This is a genomic window from Mycobacterium sp. IDUB_24, from assembly GCF_055419385.1.
The window spans coordinates 229703-254459 of record NZ_JBVAXO010000008.1 but is presented as its reverse complement, the minus strand read 5'-3'; the positions used below and the strand labels follow the sequence as shown (position 1 = coordinate 254459).

The window sequence follows — 24757 nt, the reverse complement described above, 5'->3', positions numbered from 1 at the left end:
AATTCAGCTGTCGGTCTCTGCACTCTCGTCGTCGTCGGGCTCCTCGGCCGGGACTGCTTCCAAGGGAACGCTTTCCGCGCGTGGTGCGGTGATGGCCGAGGTGTTGTCGGCCGGTTGCAGCCGGACAACTTCCTGACCCACTGCCCGGCGCAACCCGGGAGGTCCTTCTTTACGGAAGAACTCACCGATGCGGCCGGCGCGGTACCGCAGCGGCGAGCCGAGCAGCTCACCCATCACCACGCCGCTGCCGAGTGCCAACGCCGTCGCTGCCGCACTGAGCAGGTGCGCAAGCCCCTCACCGAACTTCTCGTCGACGGCAAATGCGAATACCGCCCAGAACACCGAGAGCCCGGGCAGCATCGGCATGATGCCCGCGGTCGCCGTCACCAGCGCGGGAGCCTGCCGGCGAATGGAAATGAGGGTGGCCAGAAGACCGACGCCGACCGCCGCGATCCCGGTGGCCGCCCACTGGCCGAACCCGGCGGTCCCGAGCCCGATCAACGTCAGCTCGGCCAGCGCGGCCGCCAACCCGGCGGTGGGTAATGACCGCAGTGGTGCATAGCTGGCCATGGTCAGGCAGATCCCGGCCAGCGCGGCGCCCAGGACCGCCAGGACGATCGCCACCGGTCCTCTCGGCGTTATGAAGGTGCCCGCCGTGTTGACGTGCAGTTCGATCTCGATCCCCAGGAGTGTGGCGGCCTGCAGTGCACCGGTGATGCCCACGACGATTCCCGCGGTGAGAAACACCGCGTCACCGAGCCGCGCCATCGCGGTGACCATGTAGCCGGTCAACGCGTCCTGCACGGCACCGACCAAAGTCATGCCGGACAGCAACAACACGATCCCGGTGGCGACCAGCGCACTGAGACCCTGACCGGCGTACCGGTAGGCAGCCAGCGCGATCAATGTCGCGATCGCGGCTCCGACCGCGTGCTGGAAAAAGAACGGGGTGCCGATTCGATTCAACAACCGGCCGACCCGGTCGATCAATGCGGCCGTCACGGTGGCCAGCAGACAGGTCAGCCAGTTGCCACCCAGCAGCATCGCGATACCGAGCGCGAACCCGGCCCAGCCGGCGGTCGCAAGCCACCGCGGGAACGGATGCGGGCTCTCGGTCAGCTCATCCATGGCCTCGTGCGCCTCGTCGACGGTGATACCGCCGGAGGTGATGCGCCGCACCAGCCGATCGAGTTCGGCGAGCCTCGTGTAGTCCGTGGACCTGGTCCGCACCGCCCGCATGATCGTCACCGGCGGGCTGTCCGCGGTGGGCAGCGCCGACACGATGATCGTCGCGACGGTGATGTCGACAACGCAGTCCGTGAGCCGGTAGGCCTGCGCGACGTCCTGGGTAGTGGCCACGACATCGGCAGTACCCGAGCCCGACGACAGCATGACCTCCGCGAGCCGGATGGTCAGATCGAGGACCTTGCGGGTGTGCACGTCTCCCATCCCGGCCGACGCGCGACTGCGCCGGCCGGCCACCGGTGCCGGGTCGCGGCGTCCCCGCAGAGCCATGCGCAGCCCACCGCGCAAGCGATCCCTGCCGTTCAGACCTTCCTCAGCCATCGTTGGAAAGCGTACTGATGAACGCGCGTGTGCTGGTGGAAGACAGGCGGCGCCTCCGGCGGGAGTCGTCAGCCGGCGTGGCGGGCGCGGTCCGCGGCCCGGATCACATCAGAGCCGACAAAGGTGAAGATCTGGGCGCCGGCTGCCAGTGGTTCGGGTTGCCCGGTGAAGCGATGGGCTCCCACGCCGTAGCTCACATCCGGTTGCGACACCCAGATCAGGTCGAAATCGCGCTCGTCAAACCAGTTGAGGATCAAGGGAACCCGGTCCGGAACAGTGCGCCCCCGAGTCCACAGCACCGTGCCGCCGGACTTGGTCAGCTGCGGGAGGAAGCCGATGGTCCGCTCGATGTCCTCATCGGTGATGTTGCCGAAGATGCCGCAGGCCACCACGATGTCGGCGGGCACCAAATCCTGGTAGTGGTCGATACGCGCGGCATCGGCGGTCACCACCTCTACCCCCGTCAGTCCACTCTTGTTCACCGCATCGGCGGCGACTGCGGCGTTGCGGGGATCCAACTCGACCAGGCGCGCCCGGACGTCATCGCGTCGCGGATGGCCGGCCAGTACCTCGAGCAGGTCGCGGCCCTGCCCGGCGCACAGGCTGACGACCCGCAGTGGGCCGGCCGGAGCCTCATCCAACGCCTGTCTGATCAATGTCTGCACCGCGCGAAGTCGGTGCGCCAACGCCGAATCGGGCCGGTCGTAGTCTTCGTGCCAGCTGTGCCAATCCACCACGGGAGGAACCCTATGGCCGGAGCACCCTCGCCCGCGCCATTGCAGGACGGCCGGGCGCTGCTGCACTTGACCATGTACCGGCGCGACGGCATCGTGAATTCAGCTGGGAAAAGCCACTTTTCGATAGTCCCCAGCGGGCCGATCGGAGCTCGGGCGGAGTTAATCGCGGCGTGATGAATACTGGCGACTACCGCTGGAATCGCACATAGCGGTCCACGATGCCTGCCTCGCTCTGGGAATAGGTGACACTGTCCATCTGAGTGCCGTGATCATCGACCAGCAGCAGGTTTCCACCCGAATTACCGAGCTGGGCACCTGATCCGTCGAGCCCGATGACGGCCGACGCGCCGCCGGGCAGGTCCGCATCCAGCTTGCTCTCCCGGCCGTTGCGGTCGACCAGCCGCCAACCGTGCAACGAGACCGTCGTGGTCGCGTAGTTGCCGATCACCACGGCCTCCTGTCCGGGATCCGGGCCGGCGGGGTTGATCAGCGCCCGCTCCAGATACGCCGATCCCGGACTCATCTGCCCGACGGGTGCAGGCCCGATCAACCGGGACAGCGGTTGGGCAGCGGGGGCCGCATTTCCCTCCGCATCGGTCGGTACCCGCTGGGTCTGGAACGCGAGCAGGATGCCCACGGTCCGGTCGGGGAAGGCCAGCAGAAGCCCGCCGTCGTGGAACGCGCCGTTGTCGGCACTGTGGGCGCCGACGTTGCCCTGGTTCATGTGGATGTCGTGCACTCCGTGCAGACCGTCGGCATTGCCGAACTCGGTATCGATCGGCTTCTGCAGGTTGCGGTCGAACTTCGCACCGAAGGCGTAGAGCTCACCGCCCGCAGCCTGGCATTGGGTCAGGTACAGGCTCAAGAGGTCCTGCAGGTCATCGGCGTTCGCGTTGCCGCTGGGCGGAAGCGCCCGCCCGAGCGTGAAATCGAACATCGGCGCCTTGACGTAGTCCAACGATGCCGCCGAGCTGCCTTGGGTGAAAGAGAATCCCGACGCCACGGCGGCCAGCCCGTCGACGATGGGGTGCCCGACCAGCGGATCCACCACCCAGAAGACGACCTCGCTGCCGTCGCTGGACTCGACGTTGACCGCGACCCGCCACGGTTGCCCGGAGTCGTCAACCGCCCGGATCTGCAGGTGCGGACTGGATTGCCCGTCCTCGCGCACGAACCGGTCCGGTCGTGCACGCAGGACGCCGTAACTGATCGCCATGATCGACTCCTCCGTTTCGATGCGGACACAAGGACTTTCACGTGCCCGCATTCGCAGAACGTATCGGCCCGGCGCAGCATCGACACGCGTAGCCGACTACGCGATTCGGCGGCGCGTTCTATCTGCCGTGTGAGGCGAAGAACTGCCCGGAGGCGTCCGAGGCATCGAAAGCCCGGCTGGCGGCTCCGACGGATTGCGCGGGAAGGATCTCGGGCACACCCGGCCAGGTGTGCCCGCCCCCGTCGACCCGCATGAACACCACCGAAGTTCCGGCGGCACACCCGTCGGAGGCGATGCGGTGGGTTTCCGTGCCGTCACCAGTGCTGGGCAGCACCTCGTCAGACGGAGCCGGGCAGCCGTTGATCTGGCGCCACCGGTCCACCATCGCCGGCCCCGAAACCACGGTGCTCCCTCCCCCACGCCCCGTCATCGGCCCGCCGTTGAACGGCACCACCGGGTCAGCCGTCCCATACGTCGCGAGCACCGAAACAGGCCTCGACGGACTGCAGCCCACATTCGTTCCGAGCGTGCCGGCGACCGGGGCAATCGCGGCGAACAGGTCGGCGCGGTCACACGCCAGCCGGTTGGCCATGAAGCCGCCCGCCGACAAACCGGTGGCATATACGCGGCCCCCGGGGATGCCGTTTTCCGCCACGAGACGCTCGACCAGGGCCGAGATGAAACCGACGTCGTCGACCCCTTGGCGGTCCGGCACCGACGCACCACGGCCGTCCGCCCAGCTGTAATCGATACCGTCCGGGTAGACCACAGCGAACCCGTGGGCGTCGCCCACCGCGTCGTAATGGGTGAGCGCGGCCTGATCGCCCCCCGTCGCGCCGGCGGCATGCAGATTGACGACCAGCCCCGAAGGTGGGCCGCCGGGCGGCAGGTGCAGCCGGTAGGTGCGCATCACTCCGCCGAAATCGATCTGTGCCGACGGCAAGGGCGCAGCCGCTGCGGGCGTCACCCCGGCCGCGCACCATGTCAGCGCGATGAGCGCAGCCGATACCACTGTTCTGAGCCGTCCCGGCGTGAAAAGCACCGGGGCAGAGTAGATATCACGAGCGAACTCTGGGGCAACGCCAGGTGACCTACCGGAGAAAATCCTGTCGGCAACCGTCGCCATCCGCTTCCACGCCATCCCGGCCCCCACCGATTCGTCGTCCAGCAAACGAAGTCACGACGCTACCCGTTCGCTGTGACCAGCGGGGCGAGATAACCGGATTCGACCATCGATCAGACGGTCAGGACCATCCGGTAGCGCGCCTGCCCCTGCGCCATCGCCGCGTAGGCGCTCGCTGCCTCGTCGAGCGGGCGCTCCTCGATCCGGGCCCGAACCCCCGACAGGACCGCAAAGTGCATCGTCTCCTCGACGTCACGTGCGGTACCAGACGGGTGCCCGGAGATACTCAGCGCGGGTTGGATCAGTTGCACCGGGCTGATGGGCAACGGATCGGCCGACACCCCGATCGCGACCAGCTCCCCACGCGGCGCGAGCCCGCCCACGGTGTCGGCCATCGCCTGTGAGTTGCCCACCGTGGCCAGCACCACCGCCGCTCCGCCCAGGTCACGCAGGGCGCCGCTGACATCCCCGGCGGTCGAGTCGATGTAGTGCCCGGCCCCCAGCGATCGCGCATCCGCCTCCTTGCCCGGGCCACGGGCGATCGCCACCGTCTCGAAGCCCATCGCGTGGGCGAACTGCAGACCGAGGTGGCCCAAGCCGCCGACACCGAGTACCGCAACCAGGTCACCAGGGAGTGCGCGGGTGTGACGAAGCGCGTTGTACGTGGTCACCCCCGCACACCCCATCGGGGCGGCCTCGGCGAAGGAGAGTTCGTCGGGGATCCGGGCGAGCGCATTGGCCGGGACCGTCACCGATTCTGCATAGCCGCCCGGGTAATGCAGGCTCGGAATCTGCCCCTTCTCACAGTGAATGAACAGGCCCTTACGGCACTGGATGCACACCCCGCAGTGGCCGCCGAACCAGCCGATCGCGACGCGGTCACCCGCCGCGAAATCGGTGACACCCGCGCCGACTTCGGCGATGGTGCCCGCGATCTCGTGGCCGGGAGTCACCGGCCAGGCCATGCCCGGGAACCCGCCGTTGACGATGGCCTGATCGGTGCCACAGACGCCGCATGCCGCCACAGCCACCCGGACCTGTCCCCGATCCGGTGAGAGTGTTTGGGCGTCAACAAGTTCCAGGGTGCCGCCAGAAGACTGGACGTGAACAGCTCGATGAGTAGCCATGGGAGTCCTTACTGTCGCCGTCGGTGTACCAGGCCATCATCGACCGTTGACAGCCCACTTGGCCAGCGTCAGCCCAGGATGAACGGCAACCGTGCAACCGCTGCACCGAGAGCGGTCTTCTCCGAATCGGTGGGGACCCGCCGGGCCGTGCCCACCAGCAGTACGTCGGTGTCCGAGAATTCTGCCGGGAATGGGAGGCCCGCGATATCGCAGAACATCACGCGTGATCGGGCCAGCCCGGCTGCCGGCGGTCCGGCTGCCGCCGGCAGATGCGCGACCAGATCAAGGTGGTGCAACGTCGATTCGAGAACGTAGGCGTCGAGGTAGTCGCCGACGGTGAGAACTTTTTCCTTCGTGCCCACCGGCAGATCCGGGTCGGCGAGATCCGCCGCCCGGCCCGCAGCCGAACCCAGATCGTCCAGATGGAACTTGAGCAGTTCCGGATCCTCGTATGCGGCGGCCAGCCGCACGGTCAGCGCATCCAAGGGATCCGCACCGGTGGGAGGCGTACCGGACACGTCCCAGTAGGTCAGCGCGTTGCAGGTCGCGTGAGCATCGGCCGGGGTGGCCAGTGTGATCAACACATCCTGGGCGTCAATGATGAGGTGGCACACCAGGTCTCGAATCAACCACCCGGCACAGCCGGAGGCCAGCTCGAACTCCTCCGGCCCGAGCCCGGCCACCGCCGCACGTAATGCCGCCCACGAATCCGAGAACTGGCTCACGCCTGCAAACTAGCAGCGAACCACTTTCTCGGCCGCCGTCCAGTCGTAGGGCAGAAACTTGCCGTCGAACGTCACCACCACGCGGTCCCCGGCGGGGTGCGATTTGCGCTGGATGTCGACGCTGAAGTTGATGGCACTCATGATGCCGTCACCGAACTGCTCGTGGATGATTTCCTTGAGTGCCCCTCCGTATACCTGAAGTGCCTCGTAGAACCGGTAGATGGTGGGGTCGGTGGGCACGGCCGTCGGCAAACCGCCACGCATCGGCACCGCGGCCAGCACCGGGATGACCGAATCGTCCAAACCCAGCAGGTCCGCGATGATCTTGCCGGACTCGGCCGGAACCGGATGCTGTCCCAGCAGCGCAGACACCGTCCACACCAATGGTTTGTCGATGGCATCGGCCAACTGCTGCCAGGTCAGGCCCTTGGTCAGGCGGGCTTCCACGATCGCGGCGGTGATCTCGTCTCTGCTCATACCAGCAGCATGCCTGCGACGGGTGGTCACCGCACGCCCAATGTGCCCTCCAGATACTCACTGCGACATGCCACCCGGGCCAGCTTGCCGCTGGTGGTCCGCGGGATCGCCCCGGCCGGAAGGAACCGCAGATCGGCCACGGTCAATCCGTGCCGATCGGCCACCGCCGCGCGAATGGCATCGCATGCCTCGGTGGGGTCGGCTCGGCTGGTCCCGGCCGCACGTTCGGCGATCACCACCAATCCGGCACCGTCGGCGTCGTCGGCGTCGGGGGGTGCGGTGAACGCCGTGACATAGCCACGCCGGACCAGCGGCGAGGCCTCTGCCACGGTGGCCTCGATGTCCTGCGGGTAGTGGCTGCGACCGTCGATCTGCACCAGGTCGGCCATCCGCCCGGTCACGTAGAACTGCCCCTCGAAGTACACCCCGAGATCGCCGGTGCGCAGCCAGGTGACGTCCTGCCGAAGCCCCTCGGCGTGACTGTCCGAGACAAGGCGCGAATGCAGCGATACACCGAAGACCCTGCGCGTCTCCTCCGGACGGCCCCAGTAGCCCCGGCCGATGTTGTTGCCGTGCAACCAGATCTCCCCGATCTGACCGTCGGGCAGCTCGGCTGCCGGCCCGTCGGCAGTCGCCGGATCGACGATCACCGCCCACAGGCTGCGGGCCGGGTGGCCACACGACACATGTGCGACGGCACTCTCGGCGCGAGCCCGCGAATCGGCACTGACGCGGACTGCTCGCCCGGCGGCGAGTTGCTCGCGGTCGAAGTAGACCACCGACGGCTGTTCGGCCGGGGCGATCGTCGAGATCAACAGGGTGGCCTCGGCGATACCGTAGGACGGCTTGAATGCTGTCGGCGGCAGCCCGTACGGGGCGAACACCTCATTGAATGCCGTCATCACCTCGGGGATCACCGGTTCCGAACCGATGATGAGCACCACGTTGCTCAGATCGATGTCCTCCCCCGCTGCGGGCACACCGCGCTGTGCGGTCCATTCATAGGCGAAATTCGGTGCGGCGGTGATGACGCGGCCGAGCTTCGACGCCTCCGACAACGCCCGGATCCACCGCTCGGGTCGCCGGATGAACGCGGTCGGAGACATCAGCGTCGAATGCCCGCCGTATACCGCGGGAAATCCGATCATCGACAGTCCCATGTCGTGATACAGCGGTAACCAGCTGAGGCCGTGCGTGTTTCGGTTCAGCAGATCGATGGACAGGATCATCTGCAGCAGGTTGGTGCCGACCGCGCGGTGGGTGATCTCCACTCCGACCGGCGGACGTGTCGAGCCCGAGGTGTACTGCAGGTGGGAGACGTCGTCGGGACCAACCTCGATCGGGGTGAAGCCGTCCCCCACCGAGTCGGACACTTCGTCGATGATCACCACCTGGGGCCGCACGGTGTCAGGTAGCTTCGCCAGGAACGCCCGTACCGCGTCGGCGGCGGCTGCGGTGGTGAGCACCGTCGTCGGACGGCAATCGAGCAGCGCGGTTTCGAGGCGTTCGGCGTGACCCTGCAATTCCGGCGCGAACAGCGGCACCGCGGTGTTCCCTGCCTTGATCGCCGCGAAGAAGCCGACAACATAGTCAAGGCCCTGCGGTGCGAGGACGGCAACACGGTCACCCCGGGCGGCGACCTGCTGCAGCAGCGCAGCGACGGCCCGTAGCCGGACGCCCAGCTGGGTCCAGGTCAGCTCGAAGATCTCTTCCTCGCCGTGGCTGTAATCCAGATAGCGGTAGGCGACCAGGTCGCCGACGTGGGCGATGTTGCGGTCGATGAGCGAGATCAGCGTGGTGCCCGGGGGCAGCACGATGCCGCCATCGTCGTCCAGACAGTCCTCGATGCGGAGCAGGCCTGCAGGGGCCTCGTATTGAACCTGGGTACCGCTGTCCATGACCGCAGTTTAGGTCGCGGCGCGCTCGAGGCGGATTCCCAGCTGCTCGAAAGTGAGGATCCATCCGTTGTGGAAGCTGTCGAATTCCTCTGGCGGCAAAAGGGAATGCTCGATCGACATCATCGTCTGCCCGTCGCCGGCCGGCTCGAATTCGACGTTGACGATGCTGGTCACGGTCGGATCGACCCAGTCCGAGTTACTCCAGGTGAAGCGCAGCACGCGGGGGCGATCGATGGTCAGAAACTGGCCCGTGATGAGGACGCCGGTACCGGAATCGTCGACGTCGAAGCGCACCAGCCCCCCGACCCGGGGTTCGACCACGACTTCGACGCACCGCACCGGGCGCGGACACATCCATTCCCGCAGCGACTCTGCATCGAGCCATTGGTCGAACACCAACTCCGGGGCCGCGGGCATCAGCCGCCGCACGCGGACCGTCGCCGCCTCGGTCATCGAGGATCCGCCTTCCGCCGTAACCGTGCGGCCAACGCATCGGCGCGCGTCGACCAGAAGTCCGTCTGCTCGCTCATCCACTGCTGGGCCATCGTCAACCCGTCCTGCTTGAGCGACACCCAGTGCTCGCGTCCACGGACCTCGCGCTGCACCAGACCGGCGGCTTCCAGCACCCCGATATGCCGCGACACCCCGGCGAACGTCATGGGCAACGGGGCGGCCAGGTCGCTGATCCGGGCGTCACCCTGACGCAGGGTCTCCAGCAGCCGCCGACGTGTCGGATCGGCCAGGGCCGAATATGCGCGGTCCAGAACTTGATCTTCAACCACATTGTTGACTATAGCCGCGAGCCGTGGTTCGCTCGAGGAAGGTTATTCAACTGAGTTGTTGAATATTTTGGGAACGCCGCAAGATACCGACGACGGGAGCAGAAATGAAGACCCCACCGATCGTGCCGGCAACGGAATGGCAAGCCGCACTTGACGAAATGCTGGTCAAAGAAAAGGAATTCACCCACGCGCGGGACCGACTCGCCGCGCTGCGCCGGCGCATGCCGTGGACGCCGGTGACCAAGGATTACGAGTTCGAAGGCCCTGACGGCACCGCGACCCTGCTCGACCTGTTCGCCGGGCGTCGCCAGCTGATCGTCTACCGCGCCTTCCTCGACCCGGATGTGCACGGTTGGCCAGACCATGGATGTGTCGGCTGTTCGTTGATGGCCGACCACATCGGCAACCTGGCCCACCTCAACGCCCGGGACACCACCCTTGTGTACGCCTCACGCGGTTCGCAGACCGACATCGCCCGGATCAAGACGCGCATGGGGTGGAGCCATCCCTGGTACACCATGGTTCCCCGGGCAGGCGCAGAGTTCGACGTGGACTTCGGCGTCGACGAATGGCACGGCACCAATGCGTTCATCCGGGACGGCGACCAGGTCTTCCGCACCTACTTCATCAACGACCGGGGCGACGAGGCATTCGTCAACACCTGGAACTTCCTGGACATGACCGCGCTGGGCCGCCAGGAGAACTGGGAGGACTCGCCACCGGGATACCCGCAGACCAAGCCCTACGAGTGGTGGTCCTGGCACGACGCCTATCCCGAGCACGAACCGTCGCGGTGGTTCGGTGCCCCCGACCCCGACAACGCGCACGATCCACGTCCGCCACGTGATGACTGCGCCGCCTGTGGGAGTCGCTGACCCACCTCGAGTAGACCGGCGACATCCATTGGAGAAGATGGGCAGGTGACGCAATCCCCGTTGACCATCCCCGCTCTGCTGCACCACAGCGTCGCCGAGTTCGGCGAGTCCGTCTATCTGGTCACGCCGACCGATCGACTCACCTACCTCGAGGCCGAGCATCGGTCCGCGCAGCTGGCGCGATGGCTGCTGCACGAAGGAGTGGGCAAAGGCAGTCGTGTCGGCCTGTTCTTCCCCAACGGTTCCGAGTGGGTGACGTGGTGGCTCGCGGTGTCGCGAATCGGGGCGGTGGCGGTGCCACTGAGCACGATGTACGCGCCGGCCGAGATCGCAAAGGTGTTGCGCCTGGCCGACATCGGGCTGCTCATCGCGCCGAACTCGGTGCTGAACATCGATGTCGCCGAACGGCTGGAGAAGGCTCTGCCCGAACTGTCCGGCCAGTCCACGAGCCGGCTGGCCCTGCGCGCCGCTCCCTATCTGCGCCGCATCGCGATGATCGGCTCGGCGGACCGGGCCTGGGCGTCGCGCGGCCGCGATGAAACCAGCGACGGCGTGCCGGCCGACGTCCTGGCCGCCGCGGAAGCCGAGGTGTCCCCTGCAGACCTCGCGATCATGGTGCACACGTCCGGATCCACTGCCGATCCCAAAGGTGTCCTGCACACCCATGGCACCCTCGTGCGTCAAACCTCGACCTGGCCCGCCGCCATCCGGGCCATTACCCGCTCGCAGGACGAGTCTCGGGTGCTGTGCGCGATGCCGTTCTTCTGGATCGGCGGACTGCTCGCGGTGACCGGGGCCCTGCATGAACCCGTCAGCTTGGTGGTGTTGCCGAAACTGGAACCCGAAACCGCGCTGGACCTGGCCGAGCGGGAACGGATCACCGGGATCGTGGGCTGGCCGGCGTTCACGCAGCGGTTGCGCGATCATCCGTCGTTCGCCGACCGGGATCTGAGCAGTGCACCGATGCTGCGCGAGGGCCCGCTGGACATCGCCATGACCGATGTACCCGACGGATTTCCGGTGCACCGCACCATGTCTGAGACCGCAGGCGGCTTCGCCTTCACCGACATGGTCATCGTCGATGACGACGGCATCCCGGTGGCGCCCGGGGACACCGGCGAACTCCTGGTCCGAGGTATCGGGGTGATGGCCGGCTACAACAAGCGCGAACGGTCGGAGACGTTCGACGCCGACGGCTGGTATCACAGCGGCGACCAGGTGTACCGGCGCGACGGCGATCCCCGGCTGTTCTACGTCGGGCGCACCACTGATCTGATCAAGGCCGCCGGGGCCAACGTGTCCCCGTTAGAGGTCGAGGCTGTCATTGCCGAGTACGCCGGCGTCGCGCAATGCGTCGTCGTCGGCATCGACGACCCACACCGCGGCGAGGAGGTCTGCGCGGTCGTTGTGCCCGCGGCGGAACTCGACCTGCCGGCCCTGGCCGCCTACACCCGGGAACAGTTGTCCGCCTACAAGGTGCCTACCCGCTGGGCGCTGACCGACAGCGAACGGATCCCGACCCTGCCCAGCGGAAAGTTCGACCGGAAAACATTGCGGCAGTTGATCATCGACGGAGAGATCGAGGCCAAACGACTTCAGCCCGCACAACGCCCCGCACAGTAGTCAGAATCACTCGATCAGCTCGCGGAAGCCGGCGGCCGGCTGAACCTGCGCGCCCACCCCGCGGACCCTCGCGGCCAGCCCGCTGTCCGAAGTCACCACGGTGATTTCGTCCGGTCGAGGAGAAGCCCGCACCAACCGCACGATCTCGTCGTCCGCGGAATTCGCGGTGGCCCGCGGAGCGTGACCCACCTCGATGACTCCCGACTCGATGGGTGGCGTCGTCGGCCCTTCGAACACGACCGTCACCGGGTGTCCCCCGGCCGCGGCCCAACGCTCGAGCCGCTCGACCAAACCGGCCATCGCGCCGTGGCGGTCCTTCCACCAACCGTCAGGCCGGGTGCCGATGACGTTCATGCCGTCCACTATCCAGCGCACCCGATCGACGGTACGGGCACACCGCATGCAGAACCTGCCGAATCGGAGTTGACTGGACTGTCTCAGCCGGGCGCATGCGCGGAGGAAGGAGCACCGATATGGTCGCCGAATCAGGTGGTGCGTCCGCGGAGCCGGCGAAGGCCCGCCACATCCGGTTGACGTCCCACAGCGCTGTCGCGGGTACCCCGACGATCCAGTGGGCGGCACCGAGCGCCGCCGAGCGCGGTCCGGTGATCGGCACCACCACCACACGCGCGCACCGCAATGTGATCGGCACCCACAGCGGCTCGTACAGCGTCTACCGGGCCTTGGCTGTTGCCGCGGGCGCGCTCTCGCCGGAGCACCGGGCCGATCTGACGAACACCGCCCCCACGGACGTGATCGGGCCGTATCCACAGTGGAGTCGACCGGAGGCGATCGTCAGCCTGGATCCGTGGGGCGCGATGGTCTCCGACTCGTTCGCCGCCGAACTGGCCGCGGGCTATGACATCCGGCCGACCATCGCGGTCACCAAAGCTCACGTGATCGTGCCGGAGATCGCCGCGGCCATCGCCGCCGGGCGCCTGCACCCGGATGGCCGGGTGCTGTTGGAGAGCGGTGCGGCATTGGTGACGAAGGCCGCCGTCGAGCCGGTGTGGTTCCTACCCGGCGTGGCAGCCCGATTCGGCTGCACGGAGACCACACTGCGCAGGGTGTTGTTCGAGGAGACCGGGGGCATGTACCCAGAGCTCGTCACTCGTGGTGATCTCGAGGTGTTCCTGCCCCCCATCGGCGGGCAGACCCTCTACATATTCGGCGCGCCAAGCGATCTGGCCGATCCGAGGGTCGAACTGACTGCACGGGTACACGACGAGTGCAACGGTTCAGATGTCTTCGGCTCCGACATCTGTACCTGCAGGCCCTATCTCACACATGCGATCGAAGAATGCATCGCCGGCGCCCAGCGTGGCGGGGTCGGTTTGGTCGCCTATTCACGCAAGGAAGGACGCGCACTGGGCGAGGTGACCAAATTCCTGGTCTACAACGCCCGCAAACGCCAGGCGGGCGGCGACACCGCCGACCAGTACTTCGCCCGCACCGAATGCGTGGCGGGCGTGCAAGATATGCGGTTCCAAGAGCTGATGCCCGATGTCCTGCACTGGCTCGGCGTCCGCAAGATCCATCGTCTGGTATCGATGAGCAACATGAAATACGACGCGATCACCGGTTCGGGGATCGAGGTCGGGGAACGGGTCAACATTCCCGACGAGCTGATCCCGGCCGATGCCCGGGTCGAGATCGACGCGAAGACGGCCGCCGGCTATTTCACCCCCGGACCGGTCCCGGGTATCTACGAACTCAAGATGGCCAAGGGCCGCGGGCTCATGCCATGACCACAACCCTGGACAGCTCGGCGGCCGTCGCGGCCCTGCGCACCACGTCTGCGATCCGTGAACGGGCTCAACATCTTCTGCAGCGCGCCCGGGACGGCGGCTCCGCCTGGTTTCTGGTCGACGAGGAAGCGCTGGACCAGGCAGCGGCCGAGGTCGCTGACGTCACCCGTACCCGGTACCCCACACTTGCCATTCCCTACCACAGCAGGTGGCGACATTTCGAGGCCGGAGGCGTGGATCGCCGCGCTCAACTGGAATCGCACACAGCCGATTTGGATACTGCAGCCCGGGCCCGCTCGATGATCGACCTGACCGTGGTGAGCGTCTTGCTCGACGCCGGCGCCGGAACTGATTGGCACTACGTCGAATCCGATACCGGCCTCGATCTGACCCGCTCGGAAGGATTGGGCGTTGCCAGTTGGCACGCTTTCTGCGGTGGCATGTTCTCCATCGACCCCGGCGATCCGCTGCGGGTCGATGCCGCCGCGTTGCGCCGCCTCGACGTCGAAAGCCTGGCCGCGGCCTTTCAGGTGAATCCCGGAAATCCACTGGTCGGTCTCGCCGGTCGCGTTCAGCTGTTGCATCGCCTCGGGACGCAATTGGCCACTCGCCCCGACGTGTTCGGTCCGGATGGCCGTCCCGGCAGATTGTTCGATACGGCGACCGGCCCGTCCATCGCCGCCCACGATCTCCTCGCCACGGTGTTGAACACACTGTCCGGAGTGTGGCTCACCGGCAACGCCATCGCGGGTCAACCGCTCGGTGACTGTTGGCGGCACCGGGCAGTACCCGGTCCGGGCCTCTCCCGCGGATGGATGCCGTTTCACAAACTGTCTCAGTGGTTGACCTACTCACTCCTGGAGCCGTTCGAGTGGGCGGGCATTGCAGTCACCGATCTGAACGCGCTGACCGGGTTGCCCGAGTATCGCAACGGCGGCCTGCTGCTCGACACCGGCGTGCTGCGGTTACGTGATCCTGTACTCGCGCAGTCGGACTGGGCGGTGAACGACGAGCTCGTCGTGGAGTGGCGGGCCCTGACCGTCGCGCTGCTCGATGAACTGGCTCCGCTCATCCGCGGCCATCTCGGGGCCTCGCAGTTGCCTCTGGCCTGCGTGCTGGAGGGCGGGACGTGGGCCGCCGGGCGGGCGCTCGCCGCGCACCTGCGAGACGGCCGCCCTCCCCTGTCCGTTGTCAGCGACGGCACGGTCTTCTAGGAGGGCAGATGGGCAGCAACCTGCATGTCATCGACCACCCGCTGGTGCAGCACAAGCTGACCCTGATGCGGCAGAAGGACGTGTCCACCAAAGGATTTCGCCAGTTGCTCAATGAGATCTCGATGTTGATGAGCTACGAGGTACTGCGCGACATCCCGGTACACGACATCGACGTCGAGACGCCCTTGGAGTCCACCACAGGGTCCGTGATCGACGGCAAGAAATTGGTGTTCGTGTCCGTTCTGCGCGCCGGCAGCGGCATCCTGGACGGCATGCTCAGTGTGATGCCGAATGCCCGGGTCGGCCATATCGGCCTGTACCGGGATCCGAAAACCCGGGTGGTCGTCGAGTATTACTGCAAGCTGCCCAGTGACCTCCACGAGCGCGACGTGGTGGTCGTCGACCCGCTGTTGGCCACCGGCAACTCGGCCGTCGCCGCCATCGACCGCATCAAGGAATACGGGCCCCGATCCATCAAGTTCGTGTGCCTGCTGACGTGTCCGGAAGGCGTCGCAGCCATGCATCAGGCGCATCCGGAGGTCCCCATCTACGCCGCGGCACTCGACCGAGAACTCGACGAGCAGGGCTACATCGTCCCCGGCGTCGGCGACGCCGGTGACCGGATCTTCGGGACCAAGTGAGCGCACACCGCTGGGGCCTCGGCGCCTTCGTCGTCGTAGAGGCCGTCTATCTGCTCGCCTCGGCCGCGTTCGGCGTGTTCGCACCCCCGGGCCCGCCGCCGGCCGAATTGATCACGCTGGCGATCGGGGTGCCCACACTCGTCGCCGCGACGCTGGCCGTCGCCATCGCGAAATGGCGCGGCAACGGTGCCCGCATCGACTTTCGATGGCAGTGGTCCTGGCGTGCAGTCGGTCTCGGGTTGGCATTCGGCATCGGCGGGCTGTTCGTCACACTGCCGGCCGCGTTGCTCTACCAGTCGATCGTCGGACCCGACGCGACCTCGGCCGTCGGCGGGGTCTACGAAGGCGTCCGGACCGGGTGGCCGCTGGCGGTGGTCGTCCTGCTGCTCGTCGCGTTCATCGCACCGATCTGCGAGGAGGTGGTGTATCGCGGACTGCTGTGGGGTGCGCTCGAGCAACGGTGGGGGCGCATCGTCGCGGTGGTCGTGTCCACCCTCGTATTTGCCATGGCCCACCTGGAACCCGAGCGGGCTCCGCTGCTGCTGGTGGTCGCCATCCCGATAGCATTGGCGCGGCTGTACTCCGGAAGCCTGTGGGGCGGCATCATCGCCCACCAGGTGACCAACCTGCTGCCGGGCCTTGTCATGATGTTCGGACTGCTGGGCATGATGCCGGCCCGCTGAGGTGCTACCTCTTGCGATCGCGCACCTTGTACGTCGAGGGCCACGACATGCGAGATTCATCGCCCACCAACGGCGTTCCCGAACCTCCCACCCGAACGTCATAGGCTTCCTGTCCCGCGCCGACCTCGCGATTGGCGTGCTCTTGAGCCAGGTAGTAGAGCTGGTCGATCTCAGCTTCGGAAAATGCCACGAACGTGGTCTTGCGCACTATGTCGTTCATGCCCGCCGTCATTCGGTCGGGCAGGACGCGTGACGCCAGCGCCGCCAGACCGAGCAGCGTGAACGGGATGACCCAGTAGCAGATGAACGACAGCGGTGACTTGGTGTCCAGAATCGTGGCGTCGCCCTGCACGATCGGCGGGATCACCGAAGAGACCGTCATTCCGGCGAATGCACCCACCCAGATCCAGGTGAGGATCTTCACGATCTGTTGGAACAGATCACTTTCCACGACCCCCGGGGGCTGGCCCGCCGCCGCGAACTCCAGCACGAAGGGCTTGCCGAGCAGTAACCCGGTCAACGCGACCAGGAAGATGCCCGCGTTGCTCAGCGGCTGCATCCAGCGTTCCATCACGTCCTGGTTGAGTACCAGGGTCAAGATCGTCAGGACCACGAAGGTGGCGAGCGCGCCGGCCTCGAGAGTGCGGCCCGGCGCGCCGGAGATGCGGCTGATCGTGAAGGTGGCGATCGCCGCCGCGAGCGCCACCAGCACGGCGACCAGGAACGGCACGTTGCCGACGAGTACCCAATAGATGATCCACGGCGCGAAGCCAAACAGGATGCCCACGGCCGCCTAGTCTAGAGGCTTACCGTAGGCCCGACGGCAATCACCCGTCGGCCCGCTACTCTTCGCCCGGCCTGTTGTTGCGACGCCACTCGGAGATCTTGCGGCCCATCGCGTCGGCCGCACTGGTCGCGGCCTGGCCGACTCCGTCGACCACGCCACCCAGGCCGTCCCGGATCCCGCGGATCAACGGATCCTCGGACTGGTCGAAACCGTCCTTGTAATGACGGGCCGCCGCGCTGACATCGTCGTTCCAACTGGCCGTGTCATCGTCGGACCGCAGCGGATAATCACCCGCCATGATCGCCCCGTATCCGCCGGTATCAACCCACTTGGTCAGCGCCGCCGCCCGGAGCACCGAAAACGGATGCGTACGCATCTCCAGATTCAGAAGTTTGAGCAGTCCGTCGCGCATATCGCCGGTCGCCTCGTAGTCACGCGCCTGGGCGAGGAACGCCTGCGAGTCGAGCTTCTCGAGATGGCTGCCCGCCGCCAGCTTGAGCTCGACCCGGATCGCCATGTCGAAGTCCTGCCCGCACAACAGACCCGCCCGGTCCCCCGAAAGTTCGGATTTGCGTTGCCATTCCTGCAAAGCGGCGACGATGGCCCGCAGGGCCCAGCCCCCCAGGGGGATGAAGCCGAACGACGAAGCCAGCCGCAGCAGATGATTGAGCATCGTGCGGTACACGGCATGGCCGCTGAGCGCGTGGCCGAGCTCGTGACCGATGATGAACCGCATCTCGTCGTGCGACATCAGGTCGTACATGCCGGAGGTGATGACGATGAACGGATCGTCCATACCGATGCAGTAGGCGTTGGCTTCGGGCGCCTGAATCACGAACATCTCCGGACGTACCGGGGCATCGAGAACTTGCACGCATTCGTCCAGTAGCGCATCCAGATCGGCGAACTGCCGCGGACCGACCCGTGCCGAACTCGCCAGATACAACAACCGGTGCTTGCGTTCGCGCAGCATCGCCGACAGCACCTTGAGGATCTGATCGAATCCCTTGAGCCGACGGAGCGCGGTCAGCGCGGTCCGGTCCGCCGGATGCTCCCAGGCCCGCGAGCTGATGCCCGCAAAAACCGTCCGCGTAGTCGCAGGTATCTGTTCCATCGGTGCTGAGCGCCCTTCCTCGTCGACAGCTCAAAGCCTACGGAGGGTTGAGCCGTCTCAGGCGCACCAATACGGGGTCAGGCGATGATGCGGACCAAATAGGGTGTCATGCCCTCGGCGCGCACGGGTGTGACGGCGACAGCGGGCTCGGTGCCCTGGATCATCTGGTTGTTGCCGAGGTAGAGCGCCACACTCTGGGTGCCCTCAGGTCCGTAGAAGATCAGGTCACCGGGCAGCGCCTGCGACGGAAGTACCTTCTGCCCGACCTTGTACTGCTCGCCGGACGACCGAGGCATCTTCACCCCTACTCCGCCGAACGCGTAGACGATGAGGCCGGAGGCATCGAATCCGACCACATTAGCCGAGGGATCCGGGGCGACACCGAGACCCGGGGTCAGCACCGGAGCGACAGGCGCGGTCACCGCGGGGGTCGACAGACCCGGTGTCAGACCGCCGCCGGCGAGCTGCGGCGTGGCGGGTGCCAGGCCCGGGGCGGGAAGGCTGCGAGCGACGCCACGGGTCGGCCCGTTCACGTCCCCGCCTCCGTAGCTGAAGGGCACACCGCGCTGTGACATCGCGCGGGCGATCACAAGCTCGACATAGCGCTGGTTGCCGGTGGGGCGTTCGATCGGTGCGGCGCCGGCCAGTCCGGGAGCCGCTACCAGAAATGCCAGACCGAACACCAGGGCAAAGGTACGTCTCATCGAACATCAACTCTCTCGACCACCGGAAGGCGACACCGGCCGCTGGTCGTTGTCAGCCGGGTCAACCATTTGTACCCCTGGGCGCCAGGATTGCCCAATTAGTTTGGGGCGCAGGGACGATCAGATGCAGGACTGTGACCGAACAGTTACCGCACATGCTTATCGCGGCACGTCGGGGCGCCGGTGACACCGTCCGCGCCGGGCACCGGCGCGCCTGCCGGCGGGCAAAGTTCGCGGGGCAGCTCCGATTTGACTCCGCCGCCGTGAAAATCGTTGCGGTACATGGTGCACCGGGAGGGTTCACCACGTTTGCGGGTCACCTGACACGATGGTGACATGCACCCCGACGCGCATCCGCAATCCTGGTCGGCCCGACTCTGGGAGCCGATCGAGCCGACGTTCACCGCGATCCTCGCCCACCCGTTCCTGACCGGACTGACCGACGGCAGCCTGGACGGCGCGGCGTTCGCCCACTACGTGGCACAGGACGTCCACTACCTGCGCGACTACGCCCGCGCGTTGGCCATTGTCGCCGCCAAGGCACCCACCCTGGCCGACACCGCGATGTTCGCCCGACATGCCGCCGAGGTCTTCGATGTCGAATTGGGTCTGCACAACGAACTGCTCCCGGAATTGGGGCTGGATATCGCAGCGCTGAACGCGACGCCGGTCGCCCCGACCACACGCGCCTACACGAGTTATCTGCTGGCCACCGCATACAGCGGCACGTTCGCCGAAGGCCTGGCGGCGGTCCTGCCCTGCTATTGGATCTACGCCCGGGTCGGAACGGCGTTGCTGGAACGCGGTTCGCCCGATCGGCGCTATCAGCGTTGGATCGACAGCTACGGCGGTGACGAGTACGCCGCCACGGTTGCCGAGGTGCTCGACCTGACGGATCGGCTGGGGCCGACGCTGGGCGGGGCGGACGAGGCCGCCGCACGAGCCCATTTCGAGGTCACGGCGAAATACGAATGGATGTTCTTCGACGCGGCCCATCGCCGCGAGCAGTGGCCGGTCTGAACGCCGGCCGGTCCCTCACCGGCGCGAGGCGCGCCGGTGAGGGAGGGTGACGACGATCAGAGTGCGGCCAGCGCGGCGTCGTAGTTCGGTTCCTGAACGATCTCGGGCACCAGTTCGGTGTAGGCCACCTTGCCGTCGGCACCGATGACGACGACGGCGCGTCCCAGCAGACCGGCCATCGGACCGTCGGCCATGGTGATCCCGTAATCCTCGCCGAAGCTGTCCCGGAAGGCCGACGCGGTGATGACGTTCTCGATGCCCTCGGCTCCGCAGAAACGGCTCAGCGCGAACGGCAGATCCTTCGACACGCACAAGACCGTTGCCCCGGCGGCAGCCGCCCGTTCGTTGAAGGTGCGCACGCTGGCGGCGCATATCCCGGTGTCCACCGACGGGAAGATGTTCAGCAGCACCGACTTGCCCTGGAACTGGTCGTTGGTGACGGTGCCGAGATCGGTGCCGGTGACCGCGAAGCCGGGGGCCGCGCTACCGACTGCCGGCAGGTCGCCGACCGTATTGATGGGGTTTCCCTTGAAGGTTATCTGTGCCATGGGGCACAGTCTGTCAAAACCGGGTGCTCGGCGGGCGGGCCGGGGTGCGACGATGGGCGCGATGATCGATCTGCCCGAGGCCGTGCGCGCGATGGGCAGGCGAGGACCGCAGTGGCAGTCCTGGGTCGACGGCTTGCCCCGCATGATCCGGGACCAATTCGACGAATGGGATCTGCGGGCCGACGGACCTGCTGGACACGGCCATTGCTCGATCGTGCTGCCGGTACACACCGGAGAGGGTGTGCCCGCGGTCCTCAAGGCGGCCTTCCCCGACGACGAGTCCGAACATGAACACCTCGCGTTGCGACGTTGGGCAGGTGCGGGAGCGGTCCGGTTGCTCCGGGCCGATCCACACCGGCGGACGATGCTGCTGGAACGGCTGTACCGACGAAATCTCAATGAGCTCTGGGATATTGAGGCGTGTGAGATCGTCGCCGAGCTGTACGGCCGGATCCATGTTCCGTCGCTGCCCCAGCTACGTTCGCTGGCCGAATGCACGTCACAGTGGACGGCCGATCTGGTGCGACTCCCCCGCAACGCCCCGATCCCGCGCCGGCTCGTGGAACAGGCGATCACGCTCGGCACGGACCTGGCCACCGATACCGCCGCCACCGGCACCCTGATCCACAGCGACCTGCATTACGAGAATGTCCTCGCCGCTGACCGCGAGCCATGGCTGGTGATCGATCCCAAGCCGATGAACGGGGATCCGCACTACGAGGTCGCGCCGATGCTGTGGAACCGGCGGGAGGAGCTGGCCGGTTACGTTCGCGACGGGGTCCGGCGCCGGTTGTCGGCTCTGGTCGACGCTGCCGGCCTGGATGTCGACCGGGCCCGAGCCTGGGTCATCGTACGGATGGTGCACAACGCGATGTGGGAGCTGACCGAGACGCCCGAACCCGACGCGGACTGGCTGACCACCTGTGTGGCGATCGCCAAGGCGGTGCAGGACTGACGCCTCAGATGACCTTGTAGGTGACTTCGTACAGTGCGCCTGCGCCGCTGACCTGCTGGGTGAGCTCTCCGCGCCCCAACTCGTCGGAGCGGATGACTACCGAGCCGACGTCCTCCATCTCGTCGGTACCGGCGTCCACCTCCCTCAACACGATCTCCAACTGGCCGTCGAACGGCAGTAGCCGGTCCAGATCCACCACATCCCCCTGGCACATCGAGACGGCCTTGAACTGAAACCCATCAGCTCGGCTGATGCTGAGCTCGTCGGCTCCGCCGGAATCCTGGGTTCTCACCGCCCGAAGTTCCGACAGCTTCGCGAACAACGACATGGCATCCTCCGTTGGATCTCCGCGCCAGCGGTAGCTGACGAAGTCGATTCTCGAGTTGCCGCCAGGTCGCGCACATGCGTAGTGCGCTACTTGAATCTGTTCGGTGAAGATTGCTGCTCCCGCTCCCGAGTCGCCTCACCCGATACTGCATCGGGGCAGTTCACGATGCAGTAATGGCACTTTGCAGGCGCTCGCGCCACCACGCCAGCCGGGCCGGGTCGGTGACGGCGTACTGCTCGAGTCGGTCGCGCTGCGGCGCCGGGGGCATCGGCGCGACAGGTAGGTAGCCATCCACCGCGACCAGGGAACGCGAATCCGCGACGACGTCGCCGGCGAGAAATCGCCTGGTCCCCAGCTCGCACGCGAACGCGAGCTGGGGTAACGCGCCCGCCAGCGCGAGCCCCGCCGCAAGTCCGATGGTCGTCTCCAGCGTCGAGGTGACCACACAGGGCAACCCGCAGGACTCGGCGACGCGCAACGCGCGCCGGGCTCCGCCCAACGGCCCGGTCGCGAGCACGGCGATGTCGGCCGCCTCGCCAAGGCGCAGGCCGATCGGGTCGCCGGATTCGCGGATCGACTCGCCGGCCGCGACGGGTACCTCGACCCGGCGCCTCACCTGCGCCAGCTCACCGATCGTGGGGCACGGCTGCGCGATGAACTCCAGACCCCCGCCTGCCCGATCGAGAGCAGCGATGGCGGTGACCGCGGTGTCCGGATCCCACCGCCCCTTGGCGTCACACCGCAGGACGCCGTCCGCGCCGAGCCCGTCGCGCACCGCCCGGACCCGCTCGACATCCTCCGCCAATCCCCCGGCGCCCACCTCGACCGCCGCGGTCCGACAACCCGATGCGGCGGCGATCTCGTGCGCCCGCGCGGCGTCGACGGCGGGAATGGTGACCGCGATGGGTACTCGTCCACGCACCGGATCCGGCCAGCCGACAGTGCCCGGCTCGGTGGCCGCCGTGAGCCAGCGGCCCAGCGCACGCTCGTGCGGCAGTGGGCTGAACTCCCCCCAGCCCTGCGGCCCCTCGATGAGCATTCCCTCACGCACCGTGAGCCCACCGACCGGCTCAAGGGTCGGGATGGCGAAAACCGGCGCACGGTCAAAGTCGATCAGGGTCTGCACAACCACGTGACGCTAGCGGACCGAACCGCTCGTGGGCGGACAACCCGCGGCTTAGACTGCGCCCGTAGGTCCTGAAGCGGTGCTGCCGATGAGGAGACAGCCAATGACGAGCGCAGTGTGGCGCGGGGTATTCACGGTGGTGTCGGCCGCGGTGCTGTCAGCCGGATCGATGGCAGTCGCCACGATCGTGACGCCGGCCCCGAGCTCGGCATGCCAACCCGGGGAAACCGGCGTCACCAACGGTTGTTCTCCGTTCTGCGTACCGGGCAGGCAACTCGACACCGCGACCGGGCTGTGCCTGCCGGTTCCGCCCCCGCCACCCGCTCCGAATGGCGTTGCGACACCACTTTTCTAAGCCATTACGCTGGGCGTCATGGCGCAGGTACTGACGGTGAACGTGGCTCATCCACGACCCAACACCGCCGAGGGGCGTGCCGTCACCGGCATCGACAAACGTCCCGTCGACGGGGCCGTCGCGGTCCGCGCGCCGGGCCCGATGCACGGCGGGCTCGGTAGCGGCCTCGTCGGCGACACCATCGGCGACCAACAGTTCCACGGCGGCGACGATCAGGCGGTCTACGCCTACGCACGCGAAGACCTCGACGGCTGGCAGACCGAACTGGACCGCGAGATCGCCAACGGAGTGTTCGGCGAGAACCTCACCACCGCGGGCATCGACGTCACCAACGCCGTCATCGGTGAACGGTGGCGCATCGGATCCGACGGGCTCGAGCTCGAAGTGTCCCGGCCACGCATCCCCTGCCGGACGTTCGCCAACTGGTTGGAGCTCAACGGATGGGTCAAAACCTTTACCAGAGCGGCGATTCCAGGTGCGTATCTGCGTCTGGTGACACCCGGATCGGTATCCTCCGGCGATCAGATCGTGGTGACCGATCGGCCCGACCACGACATCACCGTCGGATTCGTGTTCCGTGCGCTGACCCTCGAGCCACAGCATCTGCCCGCGATCCTGCGCGCGGCCGCCCTCCCCGACCCGCTGCGGGAGCTCGCCGAACGCCGGACCGCCTCGACCTGATTACCCGGGGTTCGCCTGTGGGACAGGCTATTCCGGCCATTTGTTCGCGAGAATCACCTCGACGAAGTCCTCGCGCACGAACGAATCGTCGAAGTGGGCGAGCACGTCTGCGTTGACCGTGCCGAAGGTGGACCCCGGACGCTTCTGCACCCCGTCGGTGAATGCCTGCAGAATCCGGTTCTTGAAATCAGGCCGCGGATGCGCCGTGGTGACGGCACTCAGATCCCCCGGCGCCAGATTGTCGAGGCCGATCCCCAGCACATCTGTTTCCACACCGGCGCTCACCAGCGCGATCTCGGGATCCAAAAACTCGGGGACGCCCGGGGTGGTGTGCAACGCGATGCCCAGCCAGACCTTGCGGGCGGCGGCATCGTCGAACCCGTGCTGCAACAGGAAGTCCCGCGCGGCTTCGGCACCGTCGACCTCGAACCGCAGTTGCGACGTCGTACGGTACCGCTCCGTCAGCCCGAGGTCGTGGAACATCGCACCGACGTACAGCAGTTCGAGATCGGGCTTCAGTCCCCGACGCAGGCCCTGTAGCGCACCGAAGTAGAACACTCGGCGCGAATGGTGGAACAGCAGGTCATCCTCGACGTCGCGGATGTATTCGGTGGTATCTCGAACCAGCGCGGTATCGGGGAGCTGGATTCCGGCGATGGTGTTGGCTGTCGACGTTGTCATGTCGGTCCCTTTGTCTCATAACG

The 24757-nt window shown here is 66.8% G+C and carries 28 protein-coding genes; 10 read left to right on the top strand and 18 right to left on the bottom strand.

Features of this window, described 5'->3' with window-relative positions; genetic code table 11:
* Nucleotides 1–3: 3 nt before the first annotated feature.
* The 10 genes from ACZYZF_RS26115 to ACZYZF_RS26070 form a co-directional block, all read right to left on the bottom strand.
* Nucleotides 4–1566 carry a threonine/serine exporter family protein gene (locus ACZYZF_RS26115; RefSeq protein WP_463747945.1) on the bottom strand — a complete coding sequence of 521 codons (1563 nt, stop codon included), beginning with the start codon at nucleotides 1564–1566 and terminating at the stop codon, nucleotides 4–6.
* A gap of 68 nt (nucleotides 1567–1634) precedes the next feature.
* Nucleotides 1635–2303 carry a class I SAM-dependent methyltransferase family protein gene (locus tag ACZYZF_RS26110; RefSeq protein WP_463747944.1) on the bottom strand — a complete coding sequence of 223 codons (669 nt, stop codon included), beginning with the start codon at nucleotides 2301–2303 and terminating at the stop codon, nucleotides 1635–1637.
* 187 nt (nucleotides 2304–2490) lie between these two features.
* Nucleotides 2491–3519, bottom strand: a complete 1029-nt coding sequence (locus tag ACZYZF_RS26105) for a DUF2278 family protein (protein ID WP_463747943.1) — start codon at nucleotides 3517–3519, stop codon at nucleotides 2491–2493.
* 118 nt (nucleotides 3520–3637) lie between these two features.
* Nucleotides 3638–4531, bottom strand: a complete 894-nt coding sequence (locus tag ACZYZF_RS26100) for an extracellular catalytic domain type 1 short-chain-length polyhydroxyalkanoate depolymerase (RefSeq protein WP_463748067.1) — start codon at nucleotides 4529–4531, stop codon at nucleotides 3638–3640.
* 224 nt (nucleotides 4532–4755) lie between these two features.
* Nucleotides 4756–5769 carry an alcohol dehydrogenase catalytic domain-containing protein gene (locus tag ACZYZF_RS26095; RefSeq protein ID WP_463747942.1) on the bottom strand — a complete coding sequence of 338 codons (1014 nt, stop codon included), beginning with the start codon at nucleotides 5767–5769 and terminating at the stop codon, nucleotides 4756–4758.
* Between the two features lie 68 nt (nucleotides 5770–5837).
* Nucleotides 5838–6494, bottom strand: a complete 657-nt coding sequence (locus ACZYZF_RS26090; protein WP_463837219.1) for a maleylpyruvate isomerase N-terminal domain-containing protein — start codon at nucleotides 6492–6494, stop codon at nucleotides 5838–5840.
* A 9-nt stretch (nucleotides 6495–6503) separates the two neighbouring features.
* Nucleotides 6504–6971, bottom strand: a complete 468-nt coding sequence (cynS, locus tag ACZYZF_RS26085; protein WP_463747940.1) for a cyanase — start codon at nucleotides 6969–6971, stop codon at nucleotides 6504–6506.
* Nucleotides 6972–6997: 26 nt separating this feature from the next.
* Nucleotides 6998–8869, bottom strand: a complete 1872-nt coding sequence (locus ACZYZF_RS26080) for a fatty acyl-AMP ligase (protein ID WP_463837217.1) — start codon at nucleotides 8867–8869, stop codon at nucleotides 6998–7000.
* Nucleotides 8870–8878: 9 nt separating this feature from the next.
* Complete coding sequence (locus ACZYZF_RS26075) at nucleotides 8879–9322, bottom strand: SRPBCC family protein (RefSeq protein ID WP_463747938.1); 444 nt, start codon at nucleotides 9320–9322, stop codon at nucleotides 8879–8881.
* A complete protein-coding gene (locus ACZYZF_RS26070; RefSeq protein ID WP_463747937.1) occupies nucleotides 9319–9651 on the bottom strand; it encodes an ArsR/SmtB family transcription factor in 333 nt (110 codons plus the stop codon). Before ACZYZF_RS26070 ends, ACZYZF_RS26075 begins: the two co-directional genes overlap by 4 nt.
* 104 nt (nucleotides 9652–9755) lie before the next feature.
* Between ACZYZF_RS26070 and ACZYZF_RS26065 the strand changes: the two genes are divergently transcribed.
* Nucleotides 9756–10526, top strand: coding sequence for a DUF899 domain-containing protein (locus ACZYZF_RS26065; RefSeq protein ID WP_463747936.1), 771 nt, complete (start codon nucleotides 9756–9758; stop codon nucleotides 10524–10526).
* Between the two features lie 45 nt (nucleotides 10527–10571).
* Nucleotides 10572–12149: a class I adenylate-forming enzyme family protein gene (locus ACZYZF_RS26060; protein WP_463837215.1), complete on the top strand. Its 1578-nt coding sequence runs from the start codon at nucleotides 10572–10574 to the stop codon at nucleotides 12147–12149.
* A 6-nt stretch (nucleotides 12150–12155) separates the two neighbouring features.
* On the opposite strand, the gene ACZYZF_RS26055 is transcribed toward ACZYZF_RS26060, so the two are convergent.
* The gene (locus ACZYZF_RS26055; protein ID WP_463837214.1) at nucleotides 12156–12524 is read right to left on the bottom strand and encodes an NYN domain-containing protein; all 369 of its coding nucleotides are present in this window, start codon (nucleotides 12522–12524) and stop codon (nucleotides 12156–12158) included.
* A 98-nt stretch (nucleotides 12525–12622) separates the two neighbouring features.
* Here ACZYZF_RS26055 and ACZYZF_RS26050 point away from each other — a divergent pair, with 98 nt between their 5' ends.
* From ACZYZF_RS26050 to ACZYZF_RS26035, 4 genes are read left to right on the top strand one after another with little or no spacing between them, the layout of a single operon-like run.
* Nucleotides 12623–13897: a GTP cyclohydrolase II gene (locus ACZYZF_RS26050; RefSeq protein ID WP_463837213.1), complete on the top strand. Its 1275-nt coding sequence runs from the start codon at nucleotides 12623–12625 to the stop codon at nucleotides 13895–13897.
* Complete coding sequence (locus ACZYZF_RS26045; protein WP_463747933.1) at nucleotides 13894–15111, top strand: URC4/urg3 family protein; 1218 nt, start codon at nucleotides 13894–13896, stop codon at nucleotides 15109–15111. The genes ACZYZF_RS26050 and ACZYZF_RS26045 overlap by 4 nt, the downstream gene beginning before the upstream one ends.
* A gap of 8 nt (nucleotides 15112–15119) precedes the next feature.
* Nucleotides 15120–15752 carry a uracil phosphoribosyltransferase gene (gene upp / locus ACZYZF_RS26040; protein WP_463747932.1) on the top strand — a complete coding sequence of 211 codons (633 nt, stop codon included), beginning with the start codon at nucleotides 15120–15122 and terminating at the stop codon, nucleotides 15750–15752.
* A complete protein-coding gene (locus ACZYZF_RS26035) occupies nucleotides 15749–16435 on the top strand; it encodes a lysostaphin resistance A-like protein (protein ID WP_463747931.1) in 687 nt (228 codons plus the stop codon). The genes upp and ACZYZF_RS26035 overlap by 4 nt, the downstream gene beginning before the upstream one ends.
* Before the next feature lie 4 nt (nucleotides 16436–16439).
* Here ACZYZF_RS26035 and ACZYZF_RS26030 read toward each other — a convergent pair whose 3' ends face one another.
* The 3 genes from ACZYZF_RS26030 to ripD form a co-directional block, all read right to left on the bottom strand.
* Nucleotides 16440–17222, bottom strand: coding sequence for a hypothetical protein (locus tag ACZYZF_RS26030; protein ID WP_463747930.1), 783 nt, complete (start codon nucleotides 17220–17222; stop codon nucleotides 16440–16442).
* Nucleotides 17223–17277: 55 nt separating this feature from the next.
* Entirely contained in the window at nucleotides 17278–18336 is a 1059-nt protein-coding gene (locus ACZYZF_RS26025) for a M48 family metallopeptidase (protein ID WP_463747929.1), read from the bottom strand.
* A gap of 77 nt (nucleotides 18337–18413) precedes the next feature.
* Nucleotides 18414–19040, bottom strand: a complete 627-nt coding sequence (gene ripD, locus ACZYZF_RS26020; protein WP_463837211.1) for an NlpC/P60 family peptidoglycan-binding protein RipD — start codon at nucleotides 19038–19040, stop codon at nucleotides 18414–18416.
* Nucleotides 19041–19376: 336 nt separating this feature from the next.
* Between ripD and tenA the strand changes: the two genes are divergently transcribed.
* Complete coding sequence (gene tenA / locus ACZYZF_RS26015) at nucleotides 19377–20060, top strand: thiaminase II (RefSeq protein ID WP_463747927.1); 684 nt, start codon at nucleotides 19377–19379, stop codon at nucleotides 20058–20060.
* A gap of 56 nt (nucleotides 20061–20116) precedes the next feature.
* On the opposite strand, the gene tpx is transcribed toward tenA, so the two are convergent.
* Entirely contained in the window at nucleotides 20117–20608 is a 492-nt protein-coding gene (gene tpx / locus ACZYZF_RS26010; protein WP_463837209.1) for a thiol peroxidase, read from the bottom strand.
* A 61-nt stretch (nucleotides 20609–20669) separates the two neighbouring features.
* Between tpx and ACZYZF_RS26005 the strand changes: the two genes are divergently transcribed.
* The gene (locus tag ACZYZF_RS26005; protein ID WP_463837335.1) at nucleotides 20670–21563 is read left to right on the top strand and encodes an aminoglycoside phosphotransferase family protein; all 894 of its coding nucleotides are present in this window, start codon (nucleotides 20670–20672) and stop codon (nucleotides 21561–21563) included.
* A gap of 4 nt (nucleotides 21564–21567) precedes the next feature.
* Here ACZYZF_RS26005 and ACZYZF_RS26000 read toward each other — a convergent pair whose 3' ends face one another.
* Together ACZYZF_RS26000 and ACZYZF_RS25995 are read right to left on the bottom strand one after the other, a co-directional pair.
* Nucleotides 21568–21891 (bottom strand): hypothetical protein, encoded by a 324-nt coding sequence (locus tag ACZYZF_RS26000; RefSeq protein ID WP_463747925.1) that lies wholly within the window; start codon nucleotides 21889–21891, stop codon nucleotides 21568–21570.
* A 160-nt stretch (nucleotides 21892–22051) separates the two neighbouring features.
* Nucleotides 22052–23017, bottom strand: coding sequence for an o-succinylbenzoate synthase (locus ACZYZF_RS25995; RefSeq protein WP_463837208.1), 966 nt, complete (start codon nucleotides 23015–23017; stop codon nucleotides 22052–22054).
* A gap of 103 nt (nucleotides 23018–23120) precedes the next feature.
* Here ACZYZF_RS25995 and ACZYZF_RS25990 point away from each other — a divergent pair, with 103 nt between their 5' ends.
* Nucleotides 23121–23372: a hypothetical protein gene (locus ACZYZF_RS25990; RefSeq protein WP_463747923.1), complete on the top strand. Its 252-nt coding sequence runs from the start codon at nucleotides 23121–23123 to the stop codon at nucleotides 23370–23372.
* 18 nt (nucleotides 23373–23390) lie between these two features.
* Nucleotides 23391–24053 (top strand): MOSC domain-containing protein, encoded by a 663-nt coding sequence (locus ACZYZF_RS25985; protein ID WP_463747922.1) that lies wholly within the window; start codon nucleotides 23391–23393, stop codon nucleotides 24051–24053.
* 27 nt (nucleotides 24054–24080) lie between these two features.
* Here the strand turns inward: ACZYZF_RS25985 and ACZYZF_RS25980 are convergent, their stop codons facing one another.
* Entirely contained in the window at nucleotides 24081–24734 is a 654-nt protein-coding gene (locus tag ACZYZF_RS25980; protein WP_463747921.1) for an HD domain-containing protein, read from the bottom strand.
* Between the last annotated feature and the right edge of the window lie 23 nt (nucleotides 24735–24757).

What these genes read in the sequence shown, in the direction of transcription:
- ACZYZF_RS26115 (WP_463747945.1), bottom strand. Translation starts at nt 1,566, where the DNA reads ATGGCTGAGGAAGGTCTGAACGGCAGGGATCGCTTGCGCGGTGGGCTG.
- ACZYZF_RS26105 (WP_463747943.1), bottom strand. Translation starts at nt 3,519, where the DNA reads ATGGCGATCAGTTACGGCGTCCTGCGTGCACGACCGGACCGGTTCGTG.
- ACZYZF_RS26095 (WP_463747942.1), bottom strand. Translation starts at nt 5,769, where the DNA reads ATGGCTACTCATCGAGCTGTTCACGTCCAGTCTTCTGGCGGCACCCTG.
- cynS (WP_463747940.1), bottom strand. Translation starts at nt 6,971, where the DNA reads ATGAGCAGAGACGAGATCACCGCCGCGATCGTGGAAGCCCGCCTGACC.
- ACZYZF_RS26080 (WP_463837217.1), bottom strand. Translation starts at nt 8,869, where the DNA reads ATGGACAGCGGTACCCAGGTTCAATACGAGGCCCCTGCAGGCCTGCTC.
- ACZYZF_RS26075 (WP_463747938.1), bottom strand. Translation starts at nt 9,322, where the DNA reads ATGACCGAGGCGGCGACGGTCCGCGTGCGGCGGCTGATGCCCGCGGCC.
- ACZYZF_RS26065 (WP_463747936.1), top strand. Translation starts at nt 9,756, where the DNA reads ATGAAGACCCCACCGATCGTGCCGGCAACGGAATGGCAAGCCGCACTT.
- ACZYZF_RS26050 (WP_463837213.1), top strand. Translation starts at nt 12,623, where the DNA reads ATGGTCGCCGAATCAGGTGGTGCGTCCGCGGAGCCGGCGAAGGCCCGC.
- ACZYZF_RS26045 (WP_463747933.1), top strand. Translation starts at nt 13,894, where the DNA reads ATGACCACAACCCTGGACAGCTCGGCGGCCGTCGCGGCCCTGCGCACC.
- upp (WP_463747932.1), top strand. Translation starts at nt 15,120, where the DNA reads ATGGGCAGCAACCTGCATGTCATCGACCACCCGCTGGTGCAGCACAAG.
- ACZYZF_RS26025 (WP_463747929.1), bottom strand. Translation starts at nt 18,336, where the DNA reads ATGGAACAGATACCTGCGACTACGCGGACGGTTTTTGCGGGCATCAGC.
- ripD (WP_463837211.1), bottom strand. Translation starts at nt 19,040, where the DNA reads ATGAGACGTACCTTTGCCCTGGTGTTCGGTCTGGCATTTCTGGTAGCG.
- tenA (WP_463747927.1), top strand. Translation starts at nt 19,377, where the DNA reads ATGCACCCCGACGCGCATCCGCAATCCTGGTCGGCCCGACTCTGGGAG.
- tpx (WP_463837209.1), bottom strand. Translation starts at nt 20,608, where the DNA reads ATGGCACAGATAACCTTCAAGGGAAACCCCATCAATACGGTCGGCGAC.
- ACZYZF_RS26005 (WP_463837335.1), top strand. Translation starts at nt 20,670, where the DNA reads ATGATCGATCTGCCCGAGGCCGTGCGCGCGATGGGCAGGCGAGGACCG.
- ACZYZF_RS26000 (WP_463747925.1), bottom strand. Translation starts at nt 21,891, where the DNA reads ATGTCGTTGTTCGCGAAGCTGTCGGAACTTCGGGCGGTGAGAACCCAG.
- ACZYZF_RS25990 (WP_463747923.1), top strand. Translation starts at nt 23,121, where the DNA reads ATGACGAGCGCAGTGTGGCGCGGGGTATTCACGGTGGTGTCGGCCGCG.
- ACZYZF_RS25985 (WP_463747922.1), top strand. Translation starts at nt 23,391, where the DNA reads ATGGCGCAGGTACTGACGGTGAACGTGGCTCATCCACGACCCAACACC.
- ACZYZF_RS25980 (WP_463747921.1), bottom strand. Translation starts at nt 24,734, where the DNA reads ATGACAACGTCGACAGCCAACACCATCGCCGGAATCCAGCTCCCCGAT.